The organism is Paenibacillus paridis, from assembly GCF_006345825.1.
In the GTDB taxonomy this organism is placed as follows: Bacteria; Bacillota; Bacilli; order Paenibacillales; family Paenibacillaceae; genus Pristimantibacillus; species Pristimantibacillus paridis.
Genome location: NZ_VCIX01000092.1, coordinates 1,280,113 through 1,293,965, shown reverse-complemented (window position 1 = coordinate 1,293,965; position 13,853 = coordinate 1,280,113). Strand labels below are relative to the sequence as shown.

17 protein-coding genes are annotated in these 13,853 nt (G+C 45.7%); all 17 read right to left on the bottom strand.

The annotated features are described in order from the left end of the window. Positions 1-14: 14 nt before the first annotated feature. The 17 genes from FJQ58_RS27625 to hslU all read right to left on the bottom strand — a co-directional run bounded on the left by FJQ58_RS27625 (position 15) and on the right by hslU (position 13,838). Positions 15-479 carry a flagellar basal body-associated FliL family protein gene (locus FJQ58_RS27625; RefSeq protein WP_139998357.1) on the bottom strand — a complete coding sequence of 155 codons (465 nt, stop codon included), beginning with the start codon at positions 477-479 and terminating at the stop codon, positions 15-17. Continuing rightward, the gene (locus FJQ58_RS27620; RefSeq protein ID WP_139998356.1) at positions 476-703 is read right to left on the bottom strand and encodes a flagellar FlbD family protein; all 228 of its coding nucleotides are present in this window, start codon (positions 701-703) and stop codon (positions 476-478) included. The genes FJQ58_RS27625 and FJQ58_RS27620 overlap by 4 nt, the downstream gene beginning before the upstream one ends. Before the next feature lie 57 nt (positions 704-760). Beyond that, complete coding sequence (flgG, locus tag FJQ58_RS27615) at positions 761-1,579, bottom strand: flagellar basal body rod protein FlgG (protein ID WP_139998354.1); 819 nt, start codon at positions 1,577-1,579, stop codon at positions 761-763. 113 nt (positions 1,580-1,692) lie between these two features. After that, positions 1,693-2,070: a TIGR02530 family flagellar biosynthesis protein gene (locus FJQ58_RS27610; RefSeq protein WP_139998352.1), complete on the bottom strand. Its 378-nt coding sequence runs from the start codon at positions 2,068-2,070 to the stop codon at positions 1,693-1,695. Then, positions 2,070-2,570, bottom strand: coding sequence for a flagellar hook capping FlgD N-terminal domain-containing protein (locus tag FJQ58_RS27605; RefSeq protein ID WP_139998351.1), 501 nt, complete (start codon positions 2,568-2,570; stop codon positions 2,070-2,072). Before FJQ58_RS27605 ends, FJQ58_RS27610 begins: the two co-directional genes overlap by 1 nt. A 39-nt stretch (positions 2,571-2,609) precedes the next feature. Continuing rightward, positions 2,610-3,986, bottom strand: coding sequence for a flagellar hook-length control protein FliK (locus FJQ58_RS27600; protein WP_139998349.1), 1,377 nt, complete (start codon positions 3,984-3,986; stop codon positions 2,610-2,612). A gap of 40 nt (positions 3,987-4,026) precedes the next feature. Continuing rightward, entirely contained in the window at positions 4,027-4,932 is a 906-nt protein-coding gene (locus FJQ58_RS27595) for a MotE family protein (RefSeq protein WP_139998347.1), read from the bottom strand. Positions 4,933-4,968: 36 nt separating this feature from the next. Next, positions 4,969-5,415, bottom strand: a complete 447-nt coding sequence (gene fliJ, locus FJQ58_RS27590) for a flagellar export protein FliJ (RefSeq protein ID WP_139998345.1) — start codon at positions 5,413-5,415, stop codon at positions 4,969-4,971. A gap of 8 nt (positions 5,416-5,423) precedes the next feature. Next, complete coding sequence (gene fliI / locus FJQ58_RS27585; RefSeq protein WP_139998343.1) at positions 5,424-6,749, bottom strand: flagellar protein export ATPase FliI; 1,326 nt, start codon at positions 6,747-6,749, stop codon at positions 5,424-5,426. Then, the gene (locus FJQ58_RS27580) at positions 6,736-7,575 is read right to left on the bottom strand and encodes a FliH/SctL family protein (protein ID WP_139998341.1); all 840 of its coding nucleotides are present in this window, start codon (positions 7,573-7,575) and stop codon (positions 6,736-6,738) included. The genes fliI and FJQ58_RS27580 overlap by 14 nt, the downstream gene beginning before the upstream one ends. After that, positions 7,568-8,569, bottom strand: a complete 1,002-nt coding sequence (fliG, locus tag FJQ58_RS27575; protein WP_202915369.1) for a flagellar motor switch protein FliG — start codon at positions 8,567-8,569, stop codon at positions 7,568-7,570. Before fliG ends, FJQ58_RS27580 begins: the two co-directional genes overlap by 8 nt. Before the next feature lie 23 nt (positions 8,570-8,592). Then, positions 8,593-10,170 (bottom strand): flagellar basal-body MS-ring/collar protein FliF, encoded by a 1,578-nt coding sequence (gene fliF, locus FJQ58_RS27570; protein ID WP_139998337.1) that lies wholly within the window; start codon positions 10,168-10,170, stop codon positions 8,593-8,595. 42 nt (positions 10,171-10,212) lie between these two features. Continuing rightward, on the bottom strand, positions 10,213-10,518 hold the full coding sequence (fliE, locus tag FJQ58_RS27565; RefSeq protein WP_139998335.1) for a flagellar hook-basal body complex protein FliE: 306 nt from the start codon (positions 10,516-10,518) through the stop codon (positions 10,213-10,215). Positions 10,519-10,557: 39 nt separating this feature from the next. Then, entirely contained in the window at positions 10,558-11,007 is a 450-nt protein-coding gene (gene flgC / locus FJQ58_RS27560) for a flagellar basal body rod protein FlgC (RefSeq protein ID WP_139998333.1), read from the bottom strand. A 2-nt stretch (positions 11,008-11,009) separates the two neighbouring features. Further along, positions 11,010-11,423 (bottom strand): flagellar basal body rod protein FlgB, encoded by a 414-nt coding sequence (gene flgB / locus FJQ58_RS27555; RefSeq protein ID WP_139998331.1) that lies wholly within the window; start codon positions 11,421-11,423, stop codon positions 11,010-11,012. A 216-nt stretch (positions 11,424-11,639) separates the two neighbouring features. Further along, positions 11,640-12,410, bottom strand: coding sequence for a GTP-sensing pleiotropic transcriptional regulator CodY (gene codY, locus FJQ58_RS27550; RefSeq protein ID WP_139998329.1), 771 nt, complete (start codon positions 12,408-12,410; stop codon positions 11,640-11,642). A gap of 27 nt (positions 12,411-12,437) precedes the next feature. Then, on the bottom strand, positions 12,438-13,838 hold the full coding sequence (gene hslU / locus FJQ58_RS27545) for an ATP-dependent protease ATPase subunit HslU (protein ID WP_139998327.1): 1,401 nt from the start codon (positions 13,836-13,838) through the stop codon (positions 12,438-12,440). Between the last annotated feature and the right edge of the window lie 15 nt (positions 13,839-13,853).

The window sequence follows — 13,853 nt, the reverse complement described above, 5'->3', positions numbered from 1 at the left end:
GTCGGCGTAGTCAATTAAATTTCAGTAATTAAGAAGTTTGTGATTTCTACTTTGATTAATTTTCCTTTTGAAACGATTGGAGTCAACAAGTTCAGCAGCTTCGATTCCAAAGCGTCTTCCCCTTGGGAGCCGTTAAGCTCTTCCGCTGTCATATCCGCAAGCGTGCGATTCAACACTGGTTTAACTTCGATATCGATCACTTTATCGAATTCTTCTTTCGCCTTCTTGCTATCGAGCTGGAACGCAAAGCTGATAACGACAACATACTTAGGATCTTTCAGGTTTCTTCTAAAATCTTTTAATTCGGAAGTAACTTCGACTCGCTTATCTGCTGACATCGCTTTGACCTCGATCGTCTTTGTCTCTGTCGCCTGCTCTTTCGGATCAGCGAAAAACGACTTAAACAAAATAATGGCTACAACAGCGATTAGCGTAATAGATAGCAAAATAGTAATTAACCAGGGAAGCATTTTTTTCATGATGAGGGACCCTCCGTTTGCTCACTCTTTTGGGCCGCCGCAATGAGGCCAATTGTTCTCAAATACTGTTGATTCAGCTGCAATAAATCAGCTGTCTTTTCTTTAACGACCAGTTTTTTTCCGGTTGTGAGCGTTATAACAGTATCCGCAGATTCTTCAATTACTTCGATCAAAAGCGCATTAATGGTTACTTTTGTTCCATTTAAACGCGTTACGGTAATCATCAGCTACCCCCCTCACACCTAGGGGAGGCACTAAGCCTCCCGCTTGTTATGAATTACCTATCTTTTTAAGTTCACGACCTCTTGCAAAATTTCATCAGAGGTTGTTATGATGCGGGAATTCGCTTGGAAACCGCGCTGCGCAACAATCATCTCTGTAAATTCAGCAGTCAAATCAACGTTGGACATTTCAAGCTGCCCTGCGATGATCGCTCCAGTACCCAGCTCTGGATCTCCAGCAAATGACATAAAATCTTCAATGGAAGCATCAGGATTCGCATTGGCAGTTACACGGTACATATTGCCGCCAAGCTTTTCAAGGCCGCTAGGGTTTACGACTTTAGCAATTCCAATTTGTGCTACCGCTTCCGTACCGTCTGCTGTTACTCCCGTAATCGTTCCATCTTGTCCAATTGAAAACGCTGTGATTGCTTCATCAAGCACGATAGGTTCTCCATCCACGCTAAGTACGAAGTAGCCATCGCCCGTAACGAGCTGTCTGCTTGAATCAAGCGTAAAGTTGCCGGCGCGTGTAAGCAGCATTTCAGACTCATCGCTTGCCCTTACTACAAAAAATCCGTCGCCGTCAATCCGAAGATCCGTAGGCTGGTTTGTCGTCATCGCACTGCCTGCTGTATGGATGGTATCAATCGAGCCGATCGATACCCCTAACCCAACCTGTTTGGCATTTACGCCGCCGCGTACTCCTTCTTCAGGAGCGGTAACGCCTGCAACCGTCTGGCTCAAAATATCTTTAAACATAACGCGACCCGCTTTGAAGCCTACGGTGTTGACGTTCGCAATGTTGTTGCCTATGACGTCAAGCTTGGTTTGAAAACCGCGCATACCCGATACGCCCGAATACATCGATCTTAGCATTGTTCGTTATTCCTCCTGGAATATGAATTGGTCTTAGGCATTAAATGAACTTTTGCACTATCATAAACTGCTTCAATCGATCCACAGTTCAAGGCTTCCTGATAGGTCCAGCCTTATGATAAGATAATGGCACTGTCGATTTGAGTAAACACATTGCTTCTCATTTGTCCGCCATCCATTGCGGTTACAACGGTTCGGCTTGGTACGTTCACAATCATTGCAATATCTCGGAAAACGATCAAGGAATCTTGAGCGCCTTTGGACGCTGCTTCTTCAACGGCATTAATAATTTTCGTCAACGATTCTGGCTGCAATTTAATGCCTCTTTGCTGCATTCGCACCTCAGCATGATGACTAAACTTAAGTACCTTTGCATCAAGCATGTCCTGAAACTCAGTGGATTGCGGCGAACGGCTTGCTGATGCTTTGGTTGACTGCAGCGGTGAGGATTTAACCGGAAACAAATGACCGATTTTTACGCCATCGTTCACTAGCTCTCAGCCCCCTCCGCAGTATCCGCTGCTTCAGAAGATTCATCGTCTTGTGATGGATTGCTCGTTCCTCCATTAGAGATCGATGTTACATAATCCAAGGCAACTTCAGTCGCACCTACCGTGGCATAAAGAATCTTATCTTTAGAGATAATGGAATCCACGACTCCATTTACAATTTTAACATTGCCTGCTTCATCATATTCGTTCCACTCTATCGTTTTGCCGATCAGGCTTGATGCGGAACCCATGCTTTGACGCATTAACGATAGCTCAGTCGCCATATTCATTAATTGCTCTACGGATGTAAATTGCGCCATCTGCGCAATAAAATCCTTGTCTTGCAACGGCTGCATCGGATCTTGATTTCGAAGCTGCGTAACAAGTATGCTTAGAAACTGATCCTTGCCAAGTGTATCTGTTTTTTTGTTGGCCGCTGCTTGTACATTCGCTGTACTGTAATTCGGCCAAACGACGCGCGACGAAACGCTATCTGCCATATCCGGTCACCTCCATTCCCTTAAGCAATTGCTCTCCTGCTACGCTTTGACGTTCAGGCCTCTTCCGAAGCCTAAACCTTGGATAGAAGCTTGTTCAATCATTTCCGTTTCGAACTGCGACTCGCTAGATCCGTCCTCACCGTTAAAGCCTTGGCGATTTGCAGCATGCTGCTGCCCATTTCCTTGGCCGTGCTGCTGCTGTGATAGCTGCGGTGACGCTTGTCCTTGTGATACCTCTAGCTTGTCGACCATAAGGCCTTGAGCCTGAAGCGCTAAACGAAGCTGGGCCATTTGATTATCTAGCATATCCTTAGCCATTGCAGTATCCGTTTGGAAGATCGCTGTGAGGAGACCATTCTGCATCGTAATGCGCACATCTACCTGTCCCAAATGTTCAGGGAACAGCATTAGCTTTGCTTCTGAGACACCATTCAACGTCGTTAGATCAAACTTTTGCACGATCATTCCCGACATCGATTTGGCAAACTCATCCGCTACAACAAAAGAGGTTGGAACAGCTGCCGAATTACCGGCAAGCGGTATAAGGCCTCGAGTTGTTTCGGACTGTCCTGCGCCTGGTTGAAGCTGAGGAATCGCTTCTACTGGTGAAGCTGCCGCTTCAGTATCAACTGCCTGTTCCAAGTTTTGAACCGCTGCTGCTATTAATGCAGGGTGAACGGCTTGTTGGGACAGACGCTGCAGTAGAGTGCTTCCGTCTTGTTGTACTGCTGCTTTTACATTAAACAGTTGTTGTGAAGTAGAATCCGATTTCGTTAAATTTTTACTTGTATCCACCGGTTCCCCATCCAAAATCGCTGTTAACGCCTGTAGCTGGGCTGCAACCAATACCGACGGCTCTTGTTGCTGAATAAGCTTCGTCGTGCCTTGTTGGAGCATAGTCTGTAATTGAAGCAACGTATCTTGCAGGCTAGATTTTATGCTAGCCGCTTGCACATTCATTGGCAGGGATAAATCATTTCCTTCCGCCACCGATGTGGAGCTCACCGCCTGCTGCTGAATGATTGGTGCTGGGATGCCTAACAATGCAAGCAAAGCATTCATCTGATCAAGAACGGCTGTTAGTTGATCAACCTGCTCCTCATCTGCAAGAACAGGCTGGTCTCCTTCAGATGAAGCTCCTCCAAGCTGCTCTAGCAAACCGTCAATCGTTGACATCAATTCAGACAAGCTTGCAGTTGAAGCGACGTTCTCCGATGGAGCAGCTGTTTCTTTGCCAAAGGTTGCCATTAAAGGTTTACTTTGCGCATTGCCCGTTGCACTAACTGCATCGCCATTAATTTGTTTCACCAATGTTTTTGAAAAAACTGCGCCGCCTGTATTTTTACTCGCTTGCGATGCCGCTCCCGGCTGTACCGGACCTTGCGGCGTGGTTGGTTGCGATACTGTCATCTCCATATTTTTCACCTCCCTTCTTCATAATCGTACGCCTTGATGCTTAACTGCCTGACATTAATTTAGCTACCAGCTGTGCCGTTGCTTTTTCATTAATGCTGGACATTTGCGCAAGTATCGCCGATCTCGTTTGATTATCGACCGCATTCAGGATGCGAAGTACCTTGCTTGGACTGACATCAATCATTTTAATTAACAATTCGGCTGCGCTTTTTGCATCCATAGCTGTGAAGGTGGCTGCCAATTGCTCTTGGTCAAGCACGGACGATGCCGGTTTTGCAACGGTCGATTTTTGCGCTTCGAGCTTTGCCTGCAGGGCAGCAATTTGCAAATCCTTTGCTTTCACATTATCTTTCAGCATCATTGCCGCATCGGCTGCTGTCTGTGGATTCATTTTTTCCATGATGCGTACTCTGTCATCCGAACGCATATTCGCGAATACGAGCACCATTTCTTCCAAAGTCATACTTTGCAAAATTGGAGCTGCTTTGCTTGGCGTTATTTTTGCGAACATGCTCGCAAGCTCTTGAATCTTCGCTTGATACTCTTCGTCTTCCAACAATTGGACGTCATTAACGCCTTTGAGCTGGGTATTGTCGCTTTGCAGCTCCTTTACCTCTTGCTCCAATGTTGTCTTTGTCTGGTTCGCTGCGGCTAGCTCGCTCTCAATAGAGGTTAGCTTGGTTTGAAGATCCGCGATTTTTGCAGACATATTTGCCGTTTTCAATCCTTCATCATTTAAAGCACCGCCTGCAACCTTTGGTTCGGGAAGCACGTCTTTAAGGAAAGGAACCGAATTGCCGGCCTCTAGCATCTTATTTCGAAAATCATTGTTGAACAGGGTATACATTACGCCGAGCAGAACAATTGCAAATAAAATCGGTGTCATTAAGAACATAATTCGCTCTATCGTACTGTAACCTTGTTTTTCATTATCGGTACCCGCCAATTCCGTTCACTCCCTCTAGCCGGTGTCACACATCACTTATGGGGTTGGTATCATGAATCGGACGCTTGCCATTTCGTCCAGCTCGTTCTGCTCTTTCAATTGCACAGCATACTGGAACCGTTCACGCGCATGATCTTTTGCTTTAAGCCACTTCTTCTCATCCTTCATTCGGTCTGAGAGCTTAAGTCTGCTTTGGTCAACCGCCTTTTGTGCATGGAGTACGTCTTTCACTTTGCTTGCGATACAAGAAACCAGATAGTCCAAATATTGCTGAATCACTTGAAGCTCTGACAGTGGAACAGCAGTCTGTGAGGCATCATGCAATTTATCTTCCCATTCCCGCTGCTTACGATGCAATTGCTCTAGCGACAGCTCTTCTTCTACGAGCGCTCCAATTGCAGATGACAGCATCCATTCTGCCTGCGTCTTTTCACTAGACTTCAAATCAACAACTCTTTGAAATGAATAACGGAATGATGCCACTTATCGATTCAACTCCTATAAAATTCGGTAATCAAACGATTTTGCGATTCTTCAAGGCTTACTTTTTCGTTGGTCTTCTGCTTCGTAAAACTTTGAATGGACTCGATATACTCAAGGGCCCTATCAATTTCTGCATTTGACCCCCGCTGGTACGCCCCTATATTGATTAAGTCTTCCGAATCTTTATAAATAGCTAGAAGCTTCTTCAATTCATTTGCGGCATCCTGTTGCTCTTCTGTCACGATTTCTTTCATTACCCGGCTTACGGAAGCCAACACGTCAATTGCGGGAAAATGACCTTTGTGAGCCAAATTCCTGCTCAAAACGATGTGTCCATCAAGAATTCCGCGGACGGCATCCGCAATCGGCTCATTCATATCGTCCCCGTCGACAAGTACGGTGTAAAATGCAGTAATCGAGCCCGACGGACCGGTACCCGCACGCTCTAGCAGCTTTGGCAATGCAGCGAACACGGATGGCGTATAACCTCGCGTAGCAGGAGGCTCGCCTATCGCAAGGCCTACTTCACGGAGCGCCATAGCATAACGTGTAACGGAATCCATCATAAGCATGACATTCAACCCACGGTCGCGAAAATATTCAGCGATAGAGGTTGCAATTAGCGCGCCTTTCATTCGAATAAGAGCAGGCTGATCCGAGGTAGCGACAATAACGACTGAGCGCGCTAGGCCTTCAGGACCCAAATCCTTCTCTATGAACTCCAGCACCTCGCGTCCACGCTCGCCAATGAGGGCAATGACGTTAACATCAGCAGATGTATTTCTTGCAATCATTCCAAGAAGCGTACTCTTACCTACACCCGAACCAGCAAATATTCCTACGCGTTGACCTCGGCCAACCGTAAGAAGACCGTCAATCGCTCTTACGCCAATGCCAAGCGGTTCAATTACACGCGGTCGCATGAGCGGATTACTGGGTTCGTTGTGTGTGGAATAGTGCGGCATTCTCCTAGGCAAAAACGAACCGTCAAGCGGATTTCCTAACCCATCAAGCACTTTTCCAAGCAGCTCGGAACCTACTTGCACCGTTAATGGCTTACCCGTCCCTACGACATCGCAGCCAGGACTTATGGCATGAAGATCACCCAACGGCATAAGAATGACCTTATTCTCACGAAATCCAACGACTTCGGCTTTGATCGGCTTTATGCCTTTCGATGGATAGATAAAGCAAACGTCGCCGATGCTTGCATCCGGACCCTCCGATTCGACGGTAAGTCCGATGACCTGAGTGACTTTCCCATTAACTCGCACAGGATCAAGCGGCTGCAAATGTTCAATGTACTTTAACACATCCAAGTTATTCACTATCATCTTCATGTCCTCGTTCTTCGCCACTATGATGAGCAAGATGAATGAGTTCCCGCTTAATCTCAGACAACTGCGTATCAATACGCGCATCGATACTGCCAAATGCAGAACGTATCACACACCCATTATCCTTTACGGTCGAATCGGGCAAAATTTGCAGTTCAGCTTGCGAGTCGATGGCAAAATGAAGTTCTTCTCTGGCTGCCTGTACAAACGCGAGCTGGCTTGGGGCAACACAAAGTGTGATAATACCTTGCTCCCTACGTCTGGAGAGCGATTTGCGAATAAGCTCAATAGCCAGATTCGGCGCTAATGTTAGCTGTTGTCCAATAATTTTTTCTGCGATTGCGCAGCTAAGCTCAACGAGGAAAGGTTCGGCCTCTTGAATGATCTGCTCACGCATATCAAAAGCTGTTTTTAATACATCTGATGCTTCGGACAGCTTCTGATCCCAAATTTGTCGCATCTCGGCTTCCGATTGCGAGGCGCCTTCAGAGTAGCCTTGCTCAAAACCAGCTTTTCTAGATGCTTCAGAAGCTTCTGCGTCTTCCACACGTTTCTCCAGCCACCAAATATCGATTTGTTGCTGGGTCTCAGCCAAAATTTTCACACGTTCTTCCGCGGCCTCAAGCAGTTGTTCTTCTGCGTACTGCTGTGCATCATTTAGAATCTGGTCACGTAATGAAATTGTCTCTTCATCTGGCCTATCCTCAACTTCTTCTTCCTGAGCATCCGCTTCGCTTGCTAAAGCATTGCGTTGATACATCCATTCCAGCTGCTTTAGTTGATCGAGTGTAATCACGCTCGAAGATTTGATCAAGTTAGACAATGATATCGTCTCCTCCACCGCGAGCAATGATGATTTCACCAGACTCTTCCAATCTGCGAATTGTAGCTACGATACGTGTTTGTGCTTCTTCTACATCGCGAAGTCGAACAGGACCCATGAATTCCATTTCTTCTTTGAAGGTTTCTGCCATTCGTTTTGACATATTCCGGAATATCGCCTCACGCACTTCTTCACTAGCCACTTTAAGCGCAAGCTGAAGGTCTGAATTCTCGATATCTCGAATAATACGTTGGATGGAACGATTGTCGATATTGACGATGTCTTCAAAAACAAACATCCGTTTTTTGATCTCTTCGGCCAGCTCGGGATCTTGAATTTCGAGCGCATCGAGAATCGTGCGTTCTGTCCCGCGATCGACACCATTCAAAATTTGAACGATGGAATCAATGCCTCCAGCATTCGTGTAATCCTGAGTAACCGTAGAAGACAACTTTTGTTCAAGTACACGTTCTACCTGCGAGATAACCTCCGGTGAAGTACTATCCATAAGCGCAATTCGTCTTGCAACCTCCGCCTGCTTCTCTTGTGGAAGTGAAGATAGAATGTGTGAAGACTGTTCGGATTGTAAATAGGATAATACTAGTGCAATGGTTTGAGCATTTTCGTTTTGGATAAAGTTTAAAATTTGCGTCGGCTCTGCTTTCCTCGCAAAGTCGAACGGCCTTACTTGGAGCGTGGCAGTCAAACGATTGATGACCTCAAGCGCCTTCTGCTCGCCAAGCGCTTTTTCCAAAATATCCTTAGCGTAAGAAATACCGCCTTGCGTAATGTACTCCTGTGCCATGCATATCTGATGAAATTCGCTGAGAATCGTTTCCCGGTCATGACTGTCCACTTTTCTCACATTTGCAATTTCGAGCGTTAGCTGCTCGATCTCTTCATCACGCAAATGTTTGAATATTTGGGCAGATACCTCAGGTCCAAGCGTAATGAGCAATATCGCTGCTTTCTGTCTTCCTGATAATCCTTGCATTACTTTTGACAATTGAACCACCTCTATTCATCCACAAGCCATGTGCGAAGAAGATTAACGAACTCATCCGGCTTGCGTTTGGCGAGTGTCTCGAGATTTTTACGGGCTTGACTATCATTGTTGACACTTTCCAAATCAAGCGTTGGGTATTCAACCATTGCAGAAGGCTGCTGTGCCAGTTCGAGCTCTTCCTCAGCCGCTTTCTTACGTCTGCGGGCAAGTACATAGATTAGTCCACCTATTATCGCAAGCGCTGCAACACCGATTCCGATCAGCCAAGGAGTGGATAATAGGCTTGATTGGTTGGCTGTACTGCTGCCAGAGAACGTTCTTGCAATCAAAGTCACTTTCTTAGCCATTAGAGCGTCGTCATTCACATCTTGGCCTGAATCAGCCAATTGTGCTCTTACAATAGCTGTCAAAGACGACATGATAGCCGTTCTGCTTGCCTCATCATTCAATTCTGCTTGTTCTATACCGATACTAATAGAAAGGTCCTTTAGCACATACGGTGCTGACACGATATTACTGTTGACTCGAGTAACCTCGTAATTTCTAACCGTCGAATTTGTTTCTGAACTACTTGTACCTGTAGCGGCTGCTTCATAACCTGGAACATCCGTTTCCCCAGTTCCAGCTACGCCGCCTGCTTGACCTGAATTTCCTGTTGATGTGCTGTTATCAATCTGTTCACTGATGACAATACCGTTGTTATTGTTGTTGTCCAGCGGCTTCACGACAGATTCCTGTGAAGTCTTCTTATCAAAATTCATGCTGCTGGAAACTTGGATAACTAGATTCTCGGCTCCCACGATCGTTCCAAGAAATTGCTGAATGTCTTTCTTCAACTCAGACTCATATTTCTTTTGGATCACAAACTGAGATTCAACCGCATCGGCGCTGCCTGCAATCCCGCCGTTTACTTCAGAGAAAGTCAATTCCCCTTGCGGACTGGAAATCGTGATGTCTTGGACAGCTAGATTTGGTACTGCTGTTTTCACTAAGTTATAGTATCCGTCTATTTCTTTTTGACTAGGACGATAGCCACCCATAAACTTCAGCATGATCGATGCAGATGCTGCTTTGGCCTCTTCTGCCGAGAGAAAAACACTCTCTTCAGGTAGATTTACCAACACCTTGGAACTTTCGACCCCTTGCATCGCGTTTAATAGCTGCTGAATCTCTCCATTCAAAGCATTCAGATATTTAACGTTAAATTCGTTCTCCGTTGATCCAAAAGCATTTGAGCTGGAACTAAAGGCTTCAAAGCCCATTGAACCATTTTGAACCATTCCTTGAGAGCCTACGGCTACTTTAATGCGCGATGCCGATGCACTAGGCACGGATATGCTTTTTCCATTATTGCTCAGCTGGTAAGGTATACCACTGCTGTCGAGATAAGTCATTATTGCCGCTGCGTCAGTCGTATCCAAGTTTTGAAAAGCAATCTCGTATTCCGTTCTTGTAAATACGATTGTCAACAAAATGATTGTCAACAACAATCCCGCAATGGAAGCCCCCAACCATATCTTTTGTTTTCTGCCCATTTGGCCCCAAAATTGGGTAAGCCTTCCTCTATACTGGGCGATTCTTTCGTTCACATTGTCACCTCACCCAAATACTATGCTAGATCATAAGTTTGATTAAATTTGCATCCGCATGATTTCTTGATAGGCCTCGACCACTTTGTTGCGGACTTGTGAGGTTAACTGTAAACTGAGCTGCGCTTGCTCCGAAGCAATAAGCACCTTCGTCACATCTACCTGGCCTAACAAATACTTATCATTGAGCTTGTGAACTCCCTGTTCTTGCTGGCTCACATTATCGATAGCCGTTTGCAGGAATTGCCCAAAGGATTGTGTTGCTTGTGCCGGAGTCGCGTCCTGTATCGATTTGGCTTCGGTCATTTTGACCGGTTGGACGGGACCGAGCGAGATCGATTGTATCATCATTATTCCTCCCTTATTCTACAAATCGTATATGTAACCTTATTTACCAATTTCAAGCGCCTTTACAAACATGGACTTCGTGGCATTCAACGCCGTTACGTTAGCTTCATATGAGCGAGTAGCCCCAATCATATCCACCATTTCTTTCGTAACATCGACATTTGGCATATTGACATAGCCATTCACGTCTGCATCAGGATGCGTTGGATTATAGACAAGCTTGTTCGGCGACTGATCTTCTTTAATGCTTGTTACCTTAACTCCCTGTGCAGCCGAATTTCCATTCATTTGCTGAGAGAGCACGCTGGAAAACGACTGCTGCAGGGGCTCCATGACAACTACTTTACGTTTATATGGCTGGAACTGCCCGTTTACAAAACTTCCGCGAGTTGTTTCTGCATTGGCTATATTGGATGAAATAACATCCATTCGCAAGCGCTGTGCAGATAAGGCAGAAGCACTGATATCAAATCCTGTCGACAACTTCATCGTTAAGCTCTTCCTCCGATCGCTGTGCGCATCATGCCCACCTCATGATTAATTTGCTGTACATAAAGGTTATAGCTTAATTGGTTTTTTGCGAGCAACGACATTTCGCGATCGATATCAACATTATTTTCATTATTGTTCATCGCGGTTGTTTCATCGGTAATAAGTTTGGGTAAAGGAATAGTAGACGATGCCGAGCCGATCGGAATGTGCTTCTGATAGGTTCGTTTTAAATATAATTTCCCTTGCTCATTTCCCATTGATTGCTCCAATAATTCCTCAAACAGAACCTCAGACCGTTTGAAATGCGGCGTATCACCGTTTGCCACATTGTTAGAAATGACGCGTTGCCGCATTTCGGCTGCCTGAAGCGCGCCTTCCATCCTCTGAAATGATGCGCCATTCAACAAATTCACGTAGTTTCACCACTTTCACTTGGAAGATCTTCTTAACGTATTCAACAGATTACTGCTCATTCCTTCTTTGTTCGACAGTAAAAATTAAAAAAATGAGATTCAATTGTCGGTTTTTGCCGACATGATAATATTCAACAAATTCCTAAATTATTACAATAAGAAAAAAGCCCTATCTTTGAAACAAGATAGGGCAAACATGGTATAAACGTCCTATAATTAAGACTTAATCTTATCTAATTCTTGCAAAAGCTGGTGATTTAATATTTTAATGTATGTGCCTTTCATCCCTAACGATCTTGTTTCGATAACGCCTGCGCTCTCAAGCTTACGCAATGCGTTAACAATTACGGAGCGAGTGATGCCTACGCGATCCGCAATTTTCGAAGCAACCAGCAAGCCCTCTTTTCCATTCAGCTCTTCAAAAATGTGCTCAACAGCTTCAAGCTCGCTAAATGACAATGAACCGACAGCAACGGATACTACCGCCCTGCTGCGGACCTCTTGCTCAATCTCCTCGGTACGCTCGCGTAAAATTTCCATCCCTACGATCGTTGAACCGTATTCGGCCAAAATAAGATCATCATCGTCAAATGCTCCGGACAAGCGGGTTAAGACCAGAGTGCCCAAACGATCTCCCCCGCCAATAATAGGCACCACCGTCATGATCTCCTGATCTCCTAGCCTTGGAAAGGTATCATAAATCCCTTGATCTGGTTTTACATTCGTCATCGATTCTTGCATATCAAGAAACCGGATGTTGCTCGTTTGCGGAAAACGAAGCTCATCTGCGGATAAGGATCTCATAAAATCATGGTCGTAAGGATCTACCGCCGAACAACCGAGAATTTTGCCTTTGCGACTGACAACGAATACATTTGTCTGTATCGTCGTGCAAAGCACCTCCGCCATTTCCCTGAAGCTAAGCGCCTTGCCTGCAGCCCGCTGCAGCAGCCGATTCAGCGTTCTTGTTTTTGTTAATAAACTCATTTCAATGCCTCCCAAAACTCATACCAACTACAGTATATATTGACTCAAATCACGATTTTGCGCAATGCTTCCCAGCTTTTCCCTTACGTATTCCGGAGTGATCGTCATCTTGTCGAGCGAGAGCTCTGGCGCTTCAAACGATAAATCCTCCAGCAGCTTCTCAAGTATCGTATGAAGCCTTCTAGCCCCGATATTTTCAGTATTGCGGTTGACATCGGCCGCTATAGAAGCGAGTTCATGAATCGCGTCGTCTGAAAATTCAATCTGGATGCCTTCGGTTTCAAGAAGCGCTGCGTATTGCTTTGTCAGTGCATTTTTGGGTTCCTTCAAAATACTGACGAAGTCCTCTAAGCTGAGGCTTGTCAATTCGACACGGATCGGGAATCTTCCTTGCAGCTCCGGAATCAAATCCGACGGCTTCGCCACATGGAAAGCACCCGCAGCTATAAACAAAACATAATCCGTTTTAACCGGACCATACTTGGTCATGACCGTGGAACCTTCGACGATAGGCAAAATATCACGCTGAACCCCTTCTCTCGATACATCAGGGCCCGAGCCGCGAGAAGGACTTGCGATTTTATCAATCTCATCTATGAAAATAATGCCGGACTGCTCCGCACGCGCGACCGATTCCGAAATCACGTCGTCCATATCGATTAATTTATTTGCTTCTTCAAGTGTAAGCACTTTACGTGCTTCTTTAACCGGCAGCTTGCGCTTCTTTGGTTTTTTGGGCATCAGTTGACCAAATAGTTCCTGCATATTCATTCCCATGCCTTCAGGTCCTTGACCGGATAGCATATCCATCATGTTGGGAGTGGTATCCTCTACCTCGATTTCGATCACTTCATTTTCAAGCTTGCCCGCGGCCAGCTGCTCTTTAATTTGGGAGCGCTTATGAGCAAGCGCATTTTCAACCTCAGGCTCATCCTTCGTTTCCTCGGATTGCTGTTGATTGCCAAAAAGCATTTCAAACGGGTTTTTTGAAGATTTCGTTTTGGTGGCCGATGGTGCTAGCAGCGAGACGATACGTTCATTGGCGAGTAGTTCCGCTTTATCTTTGACCTTTTCCGTTTTCTCCGTCTTCACCATTCGGATCGCGGTCTCAACAAGATCACGGACCATCGACTCCACATCCCGGCCGACATAACCGACTTCAGTGAATTTAGTCGCCTCAAGCTTCACGAAGGGCGCTTTCACTAGCTTCGCCAGACGGCGGGCAATTTCCGTTTTACCGACACCGGTAGGTCCAATCATTAAAATATTTTTCGGAACGATTTCATCGCGCAGCGTTTCATCCAGCAAACTTCTGCGGTAACGATTGCGAAGCGCTATAGCTACCGAACGTTTTGCAGGCTTTTGTCCAACGATATACTTATCTAGCTCAGCCACAATCTGACGAGGAGTCAGTGCATCATTTCCCATTATAAAATCCCTCCG

Bases quoted from the DNA above. Each gene is read 5' to 3' on its own strand.
- flgG (WP_139998354.1), bottom strand. From the start codon at position 1,579: ATGCTAAGATCGATGTATTCGGGCGTATCGGGTATGCGCGGTTTTCAA.
- codY (WP_139998329.1), bottom strand. From the start codon at position 12,410: ATGAGTTTATTAACAAAAACAAGAACGCTGAATCGGCTGCTGCAGCGG.
- flgC (WP_139998333.1), bottom strand. From the start codon at position 11,007: ATGAAGTTGTCGACAGGATTTGATATCAGTGCTTCTGCCTTATCTGCA.
- FJQ58_RS27620 (WP_139998356.1), bottom strand. From the start codon at position 703: ATGATTACCGTAACGCGTTTAAATGGAACAAAAGTAACCATTAATGCG.
- fliI (WP_139998343.1), bottom strand. From the start codon at position 6,749: ATGATAGTGAATAACTTGGATGTGTTAAAGTACATTGAACATTTGCAG.
- fliE (WP_139998335.1), bottom strand. From the start codon at position 10,518: ATGATACAATCGATCTCGCTCGGTCCCGTCCAACCGGTCAAAATGACC.
- FJQ58_RS27605 (WP_139998351.1), bottom strand. From the start codon at position 2,570: ATGGCAGATAGCGTTTCGTCGCGCGTCGTTTGGCCGAATTACAGTACA.
- hslU (WP_139998327.1), bottom strand. From the start codon at position 13,838: ATGGGAAATGATGCACTGACTCCTCGTCAGATTGTGGCTGAGCTAGAT.
- fliG (WP_202915369.1), bottom strand. From the start codon at position 8,569: ATGCAAGGATTATCAGGAAGACAGAAAGCAGCGATATTGCTCATTACG.
- FJQ58_RS27600 (WP_139998349.1), bottom strand. From the start codon at position 3,986: ATGGAGATGACAGTATCGCAACCAACCACGCCGCAAGGTCCGGTACAG.
- FJQ58_RS27625 (WP_139998357.1), bottom strand. From the start codon at position 479: ATGAAAAAAATGCTTCCCTGGTTAATTACTATTTTGCTATCTATTACG.